The sequence below is a fragment of the Pseudomonas sp. MMS21 TM103 genome, from assembly GCF_022132145.1.
Taxonomy (GTDB): Bacteria; Pseudomonadota; Gammaproteobacteria; order Pseudomonadales; family Pseudomonadaceae; genus Aquipseudomonas.
Genome location: NZ_JAJISP010000001.1, coordinates 1,404,583 through 1,418,147, shown reverse-complemented (window position 1 = coordinate 1,418,147; position 13,565 = coordinate 1,404,583). Strand labels below are relative to the sequence as shown.

Genomic DNA, 13,565 nt, shown 5'->3' with positions numbered 1-13,565 from the left:
GCCGCATAACAGCGCGCAACTGCCAGCTCCCGACACCCCTTCAGAGGCGCTTCAGCCCCCTGTGCCCCGTCGACCCAGGGCAGCCGGGCCTGGAACAACGCCAGGCACGGCTAAACATGGGCTTTTCTGTCCGGACAGACAGGAACTGGCGCCATTCTTGCTCATGGGTAAAAAGCCTGACCAACACGACAGGTTCACTACTAAAAAAATACCCAAGGAGCATTCACGATGAAGCGCAGCGCAACCACTCTCATGCTGGCAGGTAGCTTGCTGGCCACCGGTCAGGCCCTGGCGGGCGACCTGTTGCAATGGCAGGACAACAGCCTGAGCTACCTCAACGGCATCGACTTCACCATCGACCCGCCCAAGCAGCAAACCCTGACCTTCGAGCACGCCAGCGGCTGGAGCTTTGGCGACCTGTTCTTCTTCGTCGACGGCATCAAGTTCAACACCGAGGCCACCAACGGCGCCGGCGATGGCCACACCTTCTACGGCGAGTTCAGCCCACGCCTGTCGCTGGGCAAGATCAGTGGCGCCGACCTGTCCTTCGGCCCGATCAAGGACGTGCTCCTGGCCGCCACCTACGAATTCGGCGAGGACGACACCGAGTCCTACCTGATCGGCCCGGCCATTGACCTGGCGATTCCCGGCTTCGACTACGTCCAGATCAACACCTACCTGCGCACCACCGACGGCAAACGCGATGGCGATAACGTCTGGCAGATCACCCCGGTCTGGAGCTACACCGTCCCGCTCGGCAACTCCGACCTGGTGATCGATGGCTTCATGGACTGGGTGGTCGACAACGACGACAGCTACCACGCCAACCTGCACTTCAACCCGCAGATCAAATACGACGTGGCCAAAGCCTTCGGCATCGGCAAGAAGGTTTACCTGGGCGTCGAGTACGACTACTGGAGCGATAAGTACGGCATCGCCGATGACAGCTTCCTCGGCGACGAGATTCTCGGCGGCACCGACCAGAGCGCCATCAGCCTGCTGGTCAAAGCGCATTTCTGAGGGCTGCAACAGGGGCAGGCCACAGAGCCTGGACCCTGCGGCCTGATGGTGGATCGATACACCCTGGTCCACCATCAGGCTTTCCGGGTCGCGGTCTGTCGAGAGAGCGGATCCGCCCTGTGCGCGCGACCGCGCGGCGCTACAAGGCGTTCAGGCACTCGGCCAAGTCATTGCCCAGGTTATCCAGCAACGTTGTATAGCCGTTGCCATCCACGACCAGGCTGGCGCCCATGGTATCCAGTTCGGCCAGAGTCGCCGGCAGGCCGGCGATCAGGGTTTCGGCCAGGCGCGGACGCAGCGGCGGCTCGCTGAATACGCAGCTCGGCCCGGCCTGCTCCAGGCGGGTGCGCATGGCCGCGACATGGCGGGCGCCCGGTTGCACTTCGCCGAGCACGCTGAACACCCCGGCGTGCTGGAGGCCGTAGGCGGCCTCGAAGTAGTCGTAGGCTTCGTGGAAGACGAAATAGGGCTTGTCGGCCACCCCGCTCAGACGCTGTTTCAGGCGCTGGTCGAGGGCTTCCAGGCGTTTGCCGAAGGCGACCAGGTTGGCCTGGTAACGCGCGGCGTTCGCCGGGTCGGCGGCGCTCAGGTCGGCGGCCATGCGCGTGGCGATTACCCGCGCGTTGGCCGGCAACAGCCAGAGGTGCGCATCCACGCTACCGGGACGGTGATCCTGATCGTGCTCATCGGCGACCGCCGGCTCGGGCTCGGCGTGCTCGTCATGGGCCTGGTCGTGGTCATCGTGGCCCTCAGCGTAGTGGCGCAGGTGCATGCCGGGCAGGTCCATCACCGCGACACTCGGCTGGCTGCGCCCGGCCAGAACTCGCGGCAGGAAGCTTTCCAGGTCGGGACCGATCCAGTACAGCAGCGCCACCTCGCGTACCCGCCGCACATCGGAGGGGCGCAGGGCATAGTGGTGCGGCGAGGCGCCGGGCGGCAGCAGCACTTCGGGGCTGCCGACACCGTCTTGTACGGCTGCGGCGATCAGCTGCAAGGGTTTGATGCTGGTCAGCACGCGCACCTCGGCAAGGGCAGCAGGGCTGGTGAGGAAAGCGGCACAGAGCAGGCTTACAGCAGAAAAAAGACGCAACACGGAGAACACCCTGGCGGGAAGGAAAGGGTAATATAATAACGTCTCTAGTCTCTGCCGTCCCCTGCCCATGACTCAGCCACCGCTCGCCTCACGCCCCCACGACCATTCCCACTGCGTCAGCCAAGCCCTGGCCGAGGCCGAAAGCATCTGCACGCTTCAGGGGTTGCGCCTGACCACCCTGCGCAAGCGCGTGCTGGAGCTGGTCTGGCAGAGCCACAAGCCGCTCGGCGCCTACGACATCCTCGCCGTGTTGAGCGAGCTGGACGGACGCCGCGCCGCACCGCCGACCGTCTATCGGGCGCTGGATTTTCTCCTGGATAACGGCCTGGTGCACCGCATCGCCTCGCTCAACGCCTTCGTCGGCTGCAGTCACCCGGCCCATGCCCATCAGGGCCAGTTCCTCATCTGCCGCAGTTGCCATGCGGCCATCGAACTGGAGCACGCGGCGATCAGCGAAGCGATCGTCAGTGGTGCGCAGAGCGTCGGTTTCGTGGTCGAAGGGCAGACCGTCGAAGTGGTCGGCCTCTGCGCCGGCTGCCAGGAGGCCGCATGAGCGATGCACTGATTCGCCTCGCCGGGATTAGCGTCGGCTTCCGTGGCCAGAGCGTGCTGCAGGATGTGCAACTGAGCGTCAATCCCGGCGAGATCGTCACCCTGATCGGCCCCAACGGCGCCGGCAAGACCACCCTGGTGCGCACCGTGCTCGGCCTGCTCAAGCCCGATAGCGGCAGCGTCTGGCGCAAGCCGAAACTGCGCATCGGCTATATGCCGCAGAAACTCCATGTCGATGCCACCCTGCCGCTTAGCGTGCTGCGTTTTCTGCGCCTGGTGCCCGGCGTCGATCGCGCCAGCGCCCAGGCGGCGCTGGCCGAGGTCGGCGCCAACCAGGTGATCGACAGCCCCTTGCAGAGCATTTCCGGCGGCGAGTTGCAGCGTGTGCTGCTGGCCCGCGCGCTGCTGCGCGAGCCGCAGCTGCTGGTGCTCGACGAGCCGGTGCAGGGCGTCGACGTCAGTGGCCAGGCCGAGCTGTATCGCCTGATCACCCAGTTGCGCGACCGCCATGGTTGCGGCGTGCTGATGGTCTCGCACGACCTGCACCTGGTGATGAGCACCACCGATCAGGTGGTCTGCCTGAATCGGCATGTCTGCTGTTCCGGCCATCCGGAGCAGGTCAGCGGGGACCCGGCGTTCGTCGAGCTGTTCGGCCAGGACGCCAAGAGCCTGGCGATCTATCACCACCGCCACGACCATGAGCATGACCTGCACGGTGCGGTGGTCAACGAAGCGAGCGCCGGCCTGAGCATCAAGGGTCCGGTCCAACCACACGTACACGGAGATGGCTGCAAGCATGGCTGATTTTCTACTCAACGCCCTGCTCGCCGGCCTGGCGCTGGCCCTGGTCGCCGGCCCCCTCGGCTCCTTCGTGGTCTGGCGGCGCATGGCCTATTTCGGCGACACCCTGTCGCATGCCGCGCTGCTCGGCGTCGCCCTCGGCCTGATGCTGGACGTCAGCCCGACCCTGGCGGTGACGGTCGGCTGCGTGCTGCTGGCGGTGTTGCTGGTGACCTTGCAGACCCGCCAGCCGCTGGCCTCGGACACCCTGCTCGGGATTCTCGCCCACAGCACCCTGTCGCTCGGCCTGGTGGTGCTGAGCTTCATGAAGGATGTGCGCATCGACCTGATGGGCTACCTGTTCGGCGACCTGCTCGCCGTCGGCCCGGCCGACCTGGCCTGGATCGTCGGCGGCAGCGCCCTGGTCCTGGTCGTGCTGGCCGTGCTCTGGCGACCGTTGCTGGCGATCACCGTGCACGAGGAACTGGCCCGGGTCGAAGGCCTGCCGGTGGCGGCAATCCGCCTGAGCCTGATGCTGCTGATCGCCGTCGTGATCGCCGTGGCAATGAAGATCGTCGGCGTGCTGCTGATCACCTCGTTGCTGATCATTCCCGCAGCGGCGGCCCAGCGCCATGCGCGCACCCCGGAGCAGATGGCCCTGGGCGCCAGCCTGCTGGGCATAGTCGCCGTTTGCGGTGGTCTCAGCCTGTCGTGGTTCCAGGACACCCCGGCCGGACCCTCGATCGTGGTATCGGCGGCCAGCCTGTTCTTGCTCAGTTTCGCCTGGCCCCGGCGCACGGCCTGAGACTCAGGCTACGCTGTCGCAGGCCTTGGGCATGAACATGGGATCGCCCGGGCACGCGCAGCAAGGTTTGGTGGCGCCCGGCTCGGCGGTGTAGAATTGCACGTTTTTTGCCCAACATGAGACTCGCAGAAATGATCTCGTTCGCCTCACGTTGTCTTTCCATCCTCGCTATTTCGCTGCTGCTGGTTGCGTGCCAGAGCACGCTTCAAGGGCCGGGCCAGAACACCGACGAGCTGCTCGGTGACTTTCGCCTGCTCGAGCAGAACCTGGCCAGCGGCCAGTTGAGCGAGGCCAAAAGCCGGCTCAAATCCCTGCGCGGGCGCGCCAGCGGCGATGCCCGCCTGGAGCTGTATCAGCGCCAACTGGCCGAGGCCTATCTGCGGCAAGGGCAAACGGCCCTGCAAACCGGCGATCTGGATCGTGCAGCCAAGGCCCTCCGCCAGGCGCGTCAATTGATGCCACAGGCACCCGCACTGACCACCGGGGTGGGGGGCGCCATTGCCCAGGTTCGGCAAACCGAGCTGGATGCCGCGGATCTGGCCAGTAACGCCGCCGAACAGGCTGCCGTCCAGGCCCAGGCCGCACGCGGGGAACAGGCGCGCCAATTGGGCCAGGCGGCCGAACGCCAGGCGGCGGCGCTCAGGGCGATCCAGTTGCCCGAAGAGGCGCCACAACCAGACGCCCAGCTGATCGATCCGGCCGCACACAGCAGCGTGGTGGCCCTGCCGATGCTGGACAGCCGCGACAACCAGAGTCTGTACCGCCTGCTCGATAGGGTCGCCGCGGATGTGGTCAAGTTCCGCTGTGCAGTGGACATCCAGGTCCGCCATGCCAGTGATTATCTGTGGCTCGCCCCGCTGCTCAACGCGCGGGTCGAACGCCTCGACCCGCGCTTCAGCCCGACCATCAACCAGGTGCTCAAGCCCGGACAGACCCCGCAACTGCGGCTTAGCCCGCAGCACTAGCCCTGTGCGAGTGGGTGCCGCCAGGACAGCGCAGCTGCCTGTGGTCGCGCTCATTCATGCGATATGGCTATAACCATAGGTCTACAAAGATTTTTGCGGCCTAAACGGCGCCGGGTAGACTAGGCGCCCTTTCGCCTACCCGGCAGCTCGACAAACCCAAAAGGTTTAATGCGTGATCAATTTTCACCAGGTCCACAAGGCGTATCGCGTCAGTGGCCACGATATCCCGGCCTTGCAGCCGAGTGACCTGCAGATTGCCCGTGGCGAAGTGTTCGGCATCATCGGCCATTCCGGGGCCGGCAAGAGCACCCTGCTGCGTCTGATCAACCGCCTGGAAGAGCCTTCCGGCGGACGCATCCAGATTGACGGGGACGATGTCACCGCGCTGGACGCGGGTGGCCTGCGGCGCTTCCGCCAGCAGGTCGGGATGATCTTCCAGCACTTCAACCTGCTCTCGTCGAAGACCGTTGCCGCCAACGTCGCCCTGCCGCTGAAACTGGCTGGGGTGCTGTCACGTAGCGCCATGCAGGCGCGGGTAGCCGAACTGCTGGCTCGGGTCGGCCTCAGCGAGCACGCCAACAAATACCCGGCGCAGCTCTCCGGCGGGCAGAAGCAGCGGGTCGGCATTGCCCGCGCCCTCGCCACCGAGCCGAAGATCCTGCTGTGTGACGAGGCCACCAGCGCCCTCGACCCGCAGACCACCGCCTCGGTGCTGCAACTGCTGGCGCAGATCAACCGCGAGCTGAACCTGACCATCGTGCTGATCACCCACGAGATGGACGTGATCCGCCGGGTCTGTGACCGCGTGGCCGTGATGGACGCCGGCGTGATTGTCGAGTCGGGCCCGGTGGCCGATGTGTTCCTGCATCCGCAGCACGCCACCACCAAGCGTTTCGTCCAGGAAGCCGAGCAGGTCGACGAGGACGAACTGCACGACGACTTCGCCCATGTGCAGGGCTGCATCCTGCGCCTGACCTTCCAGGGCCAGGCGACCTATGCACCGCTGCTCGGTACCGTGGCGCGCGAGACCGGGGTGGATTACAGCATCCTTGCCGGGCGCATCGACCACATCAAGGACACGCCCTACGGCCAATTGACCCTGGCCCTCACTGGTGGCGACCTGGAGGCCGCGCTGGCGCGCTTCAACGCCGCCGACGTACACATGGAGGTGCTGCGCTGATGGACGCCCTGTTGACCTCACTGCTACCCAATGTCGACTGGCCGGAAATCTGGCAGGCCAGCCTGGACACCCTGAGCATGCTCGGCGGTTCGCTGCTGTTCACCATAGTGCTCGGCCTGCCCCTGGGCGTGCTGCTGTTCCTCACCAGTCCACGGCAGATGTTCGAACAGAAAACCTTCTACGGCTTTCTCTCGCTGCTGGTGAATATCCTGCGCTCGGTGCCCTTCGTCATCCTGCTGATCGTGATGATCCCCTTCACCGTGCTGGTCACCGGCACTTCGCTGGGCGTGGCCGGGGCCATTCCGCCGCTGGTGGTGGGTGCCACGCCGTTCTTCGCCCGCCTGGTGGAAACCGCATTGCGCGAGGTGGATCGCGGCATCATCGAGGCGACTCAGGCGATGGGCGCGACGACCCGGCAGATCGTGGTCAACGCCCTGCTGCCCGAAGCGTTGCCGGGCATCTTTGCCGCCGTGACAGTGACCGCCATTACCCTGGTGTCCTACACCGCCATGTCCGGCCTGATCGGCGGCGGCGGCCTGGGCGATCTGGCGGTGCGTTATGGCTACCAGCGCTACCAGCCCGACGTGATGCTGGTCACCGTGGTCCTGCTGCTGGTGCTGGTGCAGATCCTGCAAACCGCTGGCGACAAGCTGGTGGTGCATTTCTCCAGGAAATAAAAGCTCTCGAACATAAACAGCCCGAAAACAGGCCGGCCACCCGCCGCCACCCCTGATCCCACAAGGAGCCCTTCATGAAAAAATTGCTAGTCGCCGCCGCGGCCTTGGTCGCACTGTCCGCCCAGGCCGAAACCCTGACCGTCGCCGCCACCGCCGTGCCGCACGCGGAAATCCTCGAGTTCGTCAAACCGGCCCTGGCCAAAGACGGCGTCGAACTGGATATCAAGGTCTTCACCGACTATGTCCAGCCCAACGTGCAGGTCGCCGAGAAGCGCCTGGATGCCAACTTCTTCCAGCACCAGCCGTACCTCGACGAGTTCAACAAGAGCCGTGGCACCGAGCTGATCAGCGTCGCCGGCGTGCATGTCGAGCCCTTCGGTGCCTACTCGAGCAAGATCAAGGATCTTCAGGACCTGCCACAGGGCGCCACCGTGGTCATCCCCAACGACGCCACCAACGGCGGCCGTGCCCTGTTGCTGCTGCAGAAAGCCGGGGTGATCAAGCTGAAGGACGCCAGCAACATCCTGGCCACGCCGAAAGACATCGCCGACAACCCCAAGGCCATCAAGGTGCGGGAACTGGAAGCCGCGACCCTGCCGCGGGTGCTGACCCAGGTCGACCTGGCGCTGATCAACACCAACTACGCCCTGGAAGCCAAGCTCAATCCGACCAAGGATGCGCTGATCATCGAAGGCAGCGACTCGCCTTACGTCAACATCCTGGTGGCTCGCCCGGACAACAAGGACAGCGCTGCCATGCAGAAACTGGCCAAGGCGCTGAACAGCCCTGAAGTCAAAGCCTTCATCCTGGAGAAATACCAGGGCGCGGTGGTGCCGGCGTTCTAAGCGACCGCCTGCACACCTCGAAAGCCCGCCCTGTGCGGGCTTTTTGTTGCCGGCAAGTTGTGCGGCGCCGGCACGCCAACTCCGCGCTGGGATTTAGCCCAGTGCAGCGGTCACTGATACGGGACTGCCACGGCTCGGCGCCCTGGCCATGCTACTGGGTCGGAGCGCGCAGGCATTCCAGCAGACACTCCAGGGCCGGCTGCTGCTGGGCACGGCGCAGCAGCGCAACCAGTTCGCGGTGGAAAGTCAGTTCGCCCAATTCGAGCACCCGCAGTTGAGTCGGCCGCTGCAGCCACAGGCCGGCGCGCGGGATCAGCGAGACACCAAGGCCGCACTCGACCATGCGCACGATGGCCTCCAGTTCGTCCAGTTCCAGCGCCTCGTGCACGTTCAGGCGTTGCTCGCGAAGGAACTGGCTGACCAGCCGGCCGCCGAAGGAGCGGCGCTCGTAGCGCACGAACGGCTGCTCGGCGAGGATCTGCAGCGGCTCATCGCCGATAACGCCCAAGGGCGTGATCAGGACGAAGGGTTCGCGCACCAGACTGATTTGCAGCAACTCCTTGGGCAACTCGAACGGCGGTTTGATCAGCAACGCCAGGTCCAGTTCACCGGCATCCACCTGGCTCAGCAGATTCAGCGACACCCCGGGCACCAGCTGCAATTCGACCCGCGGCGCAGCAGCTCGAAAGCGCGGCAGGGCTTCGGGCAACAAGCCGGTCTGGACACTGGCGATGGCGCCGACCTTCAGCTCGCCCTGCCACTCGGCAGCCGAGGTCGGCAGCGCCATCTGGGCATAGAGCGCGAGCATCTGCTCGGCCAGCGGCAGGGCATGCCGGCCGGCGGCATTGAGCACGGCGGCGCGGCCACTGCGGTCGAACAGGCGCGCACCCAAGCCCTGCTCCAGCACGCGCATCTGCGCGCTCACCGCCGACTGGGTCAGGCCGACCTGCTGGCCGGCGGCGGCGAAGGTGCCGTGGCGGGCGACCATCACGAAGGTTCTCAACTCACGCAACATTGCCGCCTCGACTGATCAATTTTATTTGTGCTTGCGGACAATAATATTCGCTTTTACTCAGTATCGTTGTTGCTGAGAATCAGCGGACAGTCACCACAAGGAATCTCTCCATGGCGCTCGCCCCCTTTCACCTGGCCATACCCGTCCACGACCTGGCCGCCGCCCGACACTTCTACGCTGAGGTATTCGGTTGCGCCGAAGGCCGCAGCAGTGCGCATTGGGTGGACTTCGACTTCTTCGGCCACCAGTTGGTGATTCACCAGGCGCCGCAGATGGAGTATCAGAAGGCCGCGCACAGCAACCCGGTGGACGGCCACGAGGTGCCGGTACCGCATTTCGGCGTGGTGCTGGGCTGGGATGAATGGCAAACACTGGCGGCGCAGCTACAGGCCAAGGGCACGCAATTTGTGATCGAGCCCTACGTGCGCTTCGAGGGCCAGGTCGGCGAACAGGCCACCCTGTTCCTCCTCGACCCCTGTGGCAACGCCCTGGAGTTCAAGGCGTTCAAGGATATGAGTCAGCTGTTCGCCAAATAGCTCGGTGATGGGTTGCCACCTACGCGGCCCGCCCCTCCAATCACTCCACCGGATTGATCAACCCTGGCAACTGGGCCGCCAGTTTGGCGTTGTTCAAGGGCGCGCGAATAAAACCGCGCTGGGTACCGTCCGGACCGATGATCACCAGGTTGCCGCTGTGGTCGACGGTGTAGTTTTCCTTGCTGGTATCAGCCGGGATATAGGGAATGCTCAGTGCATTGGCGAATTTCTGCAGGATGGCTTCCTCGGCCGTCAGGCCGATAAATCCGGCATCGAAGTAGTCGAGGTATTTCTTCAACTGCTCTGGCGTGTCGCGATTGGGGTCGACGCTGACCAGAATCACCCGCAGGTTGGCCCGAGTCTGTTCCGGCAGCTGGCCTTGCAGCTGGCGCAGCTGGGCGAGCGTAGCCGGGCAGATATCCGGGCAGAAGGTGTAGCCGAAAAACAGCAGGCTCCACTTATTCTCGAGCTGATCGACGTCAAACGTCTGGCCATCCTGATCGACGAAGCTCAGCTCCGGCAGCGTGCGGCTCTGTGGCAGCAGTACGATGCCGGCATCGAGCAGCGCAGTCGGGTCGGCCAGGCCCTTGTTGCTCAGCACCTTGTTGACGGTCAAGCCGAGTACCAGCGCGACTATGGCTACAAGAACGAAAACGGTGATCTGGGTACGGGTCATGACACCAACGATGACAGGTTGAACAGCAGGTAGTGATCGACCAGCAGGGCGATAAACAGCGAGAAAAGATACCAGATGCTGTATTTGAAGGTATTGATCGCCGCGTGCGGCTTGCTGTCACGGTACAGCACCCAGGCCCAGTGCAGAAAACGCGCGCCCAGGCCGATGGCGCAGACCAGGTAGAACAGGCCGCTCATGTGGATGGCATAGGGCAGCAGGGTCACGGCAAACATCACCAGGGTGTAGAGCAGGATGTGCACCTTGGTGTAGTGCTCGCCGTGGGTCACCGGCAGCATCGGGATGTTGGCCTTGGCGTATTCGGCCTTGCGGTGAATGGCCAGGGCCCAGAAATGCGGCGGGGTCCAGGCGAAGATGATCAGCATCAGCAGCAGCGGTTCGGCGGTCAGCTCGCCGGTCACCGCGACCCAGCCGAGCAGCGGCGGGGCGGCGCCGGCCAAGCCGCCGATCACGATGTTCTGCGGCGTGGCGCGTTTGAGAAAGCCGGTGTAGATCACTGCATAGCCAAGCAGCGAGGCCAGGGTCAACCAGGCGGCCAGTTCATTGGTGAAGGTCAACAGCAGGGCCAATCCGGCCACCGCCAGCAGCAGGGCGAAGCTCAGTGCCGCCAGCGGGGTAACCCGCCCTTCGGCCAGCGGGCGTTTGTGGGTGCGCGCCATGATCGAGTCGATGCGCCGGTCCACCACATGGTTGACGGCCGCCGCACCACCGGCACACAGGCCGATACCCAGGTTGCCGAAAACCAGTACTGTCCAGGGCACGCCGGCACGGGTAGCGAGGAACATGCCGACCAGTGAGGTGATCAGCATCAGCACCACCACCCGCGGCTTGGTCAGTTCCAGATAGTCGCGCCAGCTGGCGTGAGCCTGTTGTTCGCGCAGTAGAGTAGCCATAAGGTCTCTCCTTGTTGTTCTTTATTGACCTGTTGGAGCCAGGGGGACGCCTAGTCTTTGCTGGGGATCCGGCGCCCCGACGTTGTGTTGCCGCACGACTGGATCGCCGGAATGCCGGACCACAGCAAGCTGGCTGCTCGGTAAGTTCAAGCGCACCCGGTAGTTGACCATCACCGTCGTCAGCAGCAATAGCGCACCACCGGCGTTGTGCGCCACCGCCACCAGCAGCGGCAGATGGAACACCACGTTGCTGATCCCCAGGCTGACCTGTACGCCCAGTGCCAACAGCAGCATGCCAGCCAGTCGCGACAAACCGGCACGGCGCAGTTGCCAGGCCAGCAGCAGGAGCACCAGGGTGACCACCAATGCGCCGAGACGATGGGTCATGTGGATGGCCGTGCGGGCGTCGCTGTCGAGCTGGCCACCTAGGTAGTTAGGGCCGATATGCTGGGTAAGATGAAAGCCGTTGGCGAAATCCATCGCCGGCCACCATTCGCCATGACAGGTCGGTAGGTCCACGCAGGCAACCGCCGCGTAATTGCTGCTGACCCAGCCGCCGAGGGCAATCTGCCCGATCACCAGCAGCAGGCTGATTGCGGCCAGAGCGCGCAGGCGGGCGGAAAGTGCGGGCAACGGCGGTGCCGCACCAGACAGGCGCAAGGTCAGGAGGAACAGCAGACTGAGGGTGGCAAAGCCGCCGAGCAAATGGGCGGAAACCACTTGTGGCCAGAGTTTCAGGGTCACCGTCCACATGCCGAAGGCGCCCTGCAGGATCACCAGGCCGAGCAGCAATAGCGGCAGTTTCAGCGGTTGCCCCGCGGCACCGCGACGGCGCAGTGCATGAGCCGCCAGACCCAGGATCACCAGGCCGAGACTGCCGGCAAAATAGCGATGAACCATCTCGTACCAGCCCTTGGCCACCTCCACCGGCGCCTCGGGGAACCGCGCCTCGGCCAGGGCCTGCGAGTGCTCGCTCATGGGCACCGCGAGGAAACCGTAGCAGCCTGGCCAATCCGGACAGCCCAAGCCCGCGTGAGTCAGCCGGGTGTAGGCACCTAGCAACACCACCACCACGGCCAGGAAGGTGGCGAACAAGGCAAGGCGGTATCCGGGTTTGACCATCGTGGTACTCCTTGTGCCTTCGTCTAGATCAGCCGATCTGGGAAATCTTCAGCAAATGGCGCAAGTCGTTGAGAATCGCCTTGCCCTTGCTGCGACTGTCGTAGCGCAGCACCAGATTGCCACGCGGATCGACTATCCACAGCTGCGCCCCTTTGGCTTTGCCGGCGACTTCGCCATAGGCCTGGGGCTCCAGTTGATAGCGGGTCAACTGCGGGTATTCGCGGCGCAGCAGCGCGTCATAGTCATCGGCCAAGGGTTGGGTGCTGGCCACGGCATGTGAGGCCCGCGCGGTATCGCGGTTGAGGCCGATATGGATCTGCCGCGCGAGAAACACCAGTTGCTTGCAATCCGTATCGCAGGTACCCGGTACGGTCACCAGCAACTGCCAGCGCACCTCAGGCGCAGCGGAAACACCGAGATCAGCACGGGTCTGGCCAGTGCCAATCAGCTCGCCGTGGTAGCTGCGGGTTTCCGGGACCCAGAAGCGCCACTGGTACATGGCGCTGGCCAGGATCATTGGGCCGATAACCACGGCGAGAATCATGATCAGCTGCAGACGACCGCGCCGACGACGGCTGGGTGATACTTCAGGAAGAGTGATGGCTGGGTTCAAGGCGAATCTCCCGCGCGTTATGCAAACCTAGATAGATGAACAGGCCAAGCAAAGCCGTTGCCAAGGCGAACCATTGAAAAGCATAGCCCAGGTGTTTATCCGGGCTCATGGCGATCACCGGCCAGTCGACCCGAAAAGACCCGGGGCCAGGGGCTAGACGCACCTCATGACTCAGGCCCGCGCGCCCCAACTGCTGCCAGATTTCGTCCGGTTTGACCGTACTGATCAAGCGTGGCCAGGCATTGCCCTGCGGTCCCTGCTGCAGTTGCAGGCCATCGCCCAGGGATACATACACCCAGGCCTGCAGGCGCAGCGGCGTATCGGGCGTGGCGAAAGTCGGGGTTGTGCGGCGATCCGGCCAAGGCAGCCAGCCGCGATTGAGCAATAGCCAGAGACCGCTGGCCTGATCATGAAAGGGTTGCAGGACTTCGACGCCCGCCTGACCATCACGGGTGCGGTTATCCAGCAGGAAACTGTGCTGCGCATCGAAGTAACCCTGCAGCTTCACCCGCACATAGGCAAGGTTTGCATGGCCCTCGAGCTCAGCGATGGCGACAGGTGCGGCCAGCTGCTGCGCTTGATTGTCGGTCAGCAATTCGCGCTTTTCTTCGGCGCGCGCCAGCTGCCAGAAACCCAGGCCGATAAGCACAGGGAACAGCATCAGCACCAGCAGACTGGGTAGCCAGCCGGGGCGAAAGGCGTTCATCGAGCGCGCCCCGAAGCCCAGGGCAAGCTGGTTATACTGCATCTGCAACACATTACTCTCCCCCCGGAG

The 13,565-nt window shown here is 64.3% G+C and carries 16 protein-coding genes; 9 read left to right on the top strand and 7 right to left on the bottom strand.

Annotated elements, in window-relative coordinates; translation table 11 throughout:
* Window positions 1–228: 228 nt before the first annotated feature.
* Window positions 229–1,020, top strand: a complete 792-nt coding sequence (locus LJY18_RS06535) for an outer membrane protein OmpK (protein WP_238040966.1) — start codon at window positions 229–231, stop codon at window positions 1,018–1,020.
* Window positions 1,021–1,159: 139 nt separating this feature from the next.
* Here the strand turns inward: LJY18_RS06535 and znuA are convergent, their stop codons facing one another.
* The gene (gene znuA, locus LJY18_RS06530) at window positions 1,160–2,113 is read right to left on the bottom strand and encodes a zinc ABC transporter substrate-binding protein ZnuA (RefSeq protein WP_238040965.1); all 954 of its coding nucleotides are present in this window, start codon (window positions 2,111–2,113) and stop codon (window positions 1,160–1,162) included.
* Between the two features lie 67 nt (window positions 2,114–2,180).
* Between znuA and LJY18_RS06525 the strand changes: the two genes are divergently transcribed.
* The 7 genes from LJY18_RS06525 to LJY18_RS06495 all read left to right on the top strand — a co-directional run bounded on the left by LJY18_RS06525 (window position 2,181) and on the right by LJY18_RS06495 (window position 7,917).
* Entirely contained in the window at window positions 2,181–2,666 is a 486-nt protein-coding gene (locus LJY18_RS06525; RefSeq protein ID WP_238040964.1) for a Fur family transcriptional regulator, read from the top strand.
* Window positions 2,663–3,469 carry a zinc ABC transporter ATP-binding protein ZnuC gene (gene znuC, locus LJY18_RS06520; protein ID WP_238040963.1) on the top strand — a complete coding sequence of 269 codons (807 nt, stop codon included), beginning with the start codon at window positions 2,663–2,665 and terminating at the stop codon, window positions 3,467–3,469. The genes LJY18_RS06525 and znuC overlap by 4 nt, the downstream gene beginning before the upstream one ends.
* Complete coding sequence (gene znuB / locus LJY18_RS06515; protein ID WP_238040962.1) at window positions 3,462–4,250, top strand: zinc ABC transporter permease subunit ZnuB; 789 nt, start codon at window positions 3,462–3,464, stop codon at window positions 4,248–4,250. The genes znuC and znuB overlap by 8 nt, the downstream gene beginning before the upstream one ends.
* A gap of 131 nt (window positions 4,251–4,381) precedes the next feature.
* Window positions 4,382–5,215, top strand: a complete 834-nt coding sequence (locus tag LJY18_RS06510) for a tetratricopeptide repeat protein (protein ID WP_238040961.1) — start codon at window positions 4,382–4,384, stop codon at window positions 5,213–5,215.
* Between the two features lie 172 nt (window positions 5,216–5,387).
* A complete protein-coding gene (locus LJY18_RS06505) occupies window positions 5,388–6,395 on the top strand; it encodes a methionine ABC transporter ATP-binding protein (RefSeq protein ID WP_238040960.1) in 1,008 nt (335 codons plus the stop codon).
* Window positions 6,395–7,072 carry a methionine ABC transporter permease gene (locus tag LJY18_RS06500; RefSeq protein WP_238040959.1) on the top strand — a complete coding sequence of 226 codons (678 nt, stop codon included), beginning with the start codon at window positions 6,395–6,397 and terminating at the stop codon, window positions 7,070–7,072. The genes LJY18_RS06505 and LJY18_RS06500 overlap by 1 nt, the downstream gene beginning before the upstream one ends.
* A 74-nt stretch (window positions 7,073–7,146) precedes the next feature.
* The gene (locus LJY18_RS06495) at window positions 7,147–7,917 is read left to right on the top strand and encodes a MetQ/NlpA family ABC transporter substrate-binding protein (RefSeq protein ID WP_238040958.1); all 771 of its coding nucleotides are present in this window, start codon (window positions 7,147–7,149) and stop codon (window positions 7,915–7,917) included.
* Window positions 7,918–8,068: 151 nt separating this feature from the next.
* Here the strand turns inward: LJY18_RS06495 and LJY18_RS06490 are convergent, their stop codons facing one another.
* Window positions 8,069–8,932: a LysR substrate-binding domain-containing protein gene (locus LJY18_RS06490; protein ID WP_238040957.1), complete on the bottom strand. Its 864-nt coding sequence runs from the start codon at window positions 8,930–8,932 to the stop codon at window positions 8,069–8,071.
* 110 nt (window positions 8,933–9,042) lie between these two features.
* Between LJY18_RS06490 and LJY18_RS06485 the strand changes: the two genes are divergently transcribed.
* A complete protein-coding gene (locus LJY18_RS06485) occupies window positions 9,043–9,468 on the top strand; it encodes a VOC family protein (protein ID WP_238040956.1) in 426 nt (141 codons plus the stop codon).
* Between the two features lie 40 nt (window positions 9,469–9,508).
* Here the strand turns inward: LJY18_RS06485 and LJY18_RS06480 are convergent, their stop codons facing one another.
* The 5 genes from LJY18_RS06480 to LJY18_RS06460 are packed head-to-tail and all read right to left on the bottom strand — an operon-like array spanning window position 9,509 to window position 13,496.
* A complete protein-coding gene (locus LJY18_RS06480; RefSeq protein ID WP_238040955.1) occupies window positions 9,509–10,144 on the bottom strand; it encodes an SCO family protein in 636 nt (211 codons plus the stop codon).
* Entirely contained in the window at window positions 10,141–11,055 is a 915-nt protein-coding gene (gene cyoE, locus LJY18_RS06475) for a heme o synthase (protein WP_238040954.1), read from the bottom strand. The genes LJY18_RS06480 and cyoE overlap by 4 nt, the downstream gene beginning before the upstream one ends.
* Before the next feature lie 21 nt (window positions 11,056–11,076).
* Window positions 11,077–12,177 (bottom strand): COX15/CtaA family protein, encoded by a 1,101-nt coding sequence (locus tag LJY18_RS06470; RefSeq protein WP_442964471.1) that lies wholly within the window; start codon window positions 12,175–12,177, stop codon window positions 11,077–11,079.
* A gap of 28 nt (window positions 12,178–12,205) precedes the next feature.
* The gene (locus LJY18_RS06465) at window positions 12,206–12,790 is read right to left on the bottom strand and encodes a hypothetical protein (protein ID WP_238040953.1); all 585 of its coding nucleotides are present in this window, start codon (window positions 12,788–12,790) and stop codon (window positions 12,206–12,208) included.
* Window positions 12,765–13,496: an SURF1 family protein gene (locus LJY18_RS06460; protein ID WP_238041124.1), complete on the bottom strand. Its 732-nt coding sequence runs from the start codon at window positions 13,494–13,496 to the stop codon at window positions 12,765–12,767. Before LJY18_RS06460 ends, LJY18_RS06465 begins: the two co-directional genes overlap by 26 nt.
* Window positions 13,497–13,565: the final 69 nt, after the last annotated feature.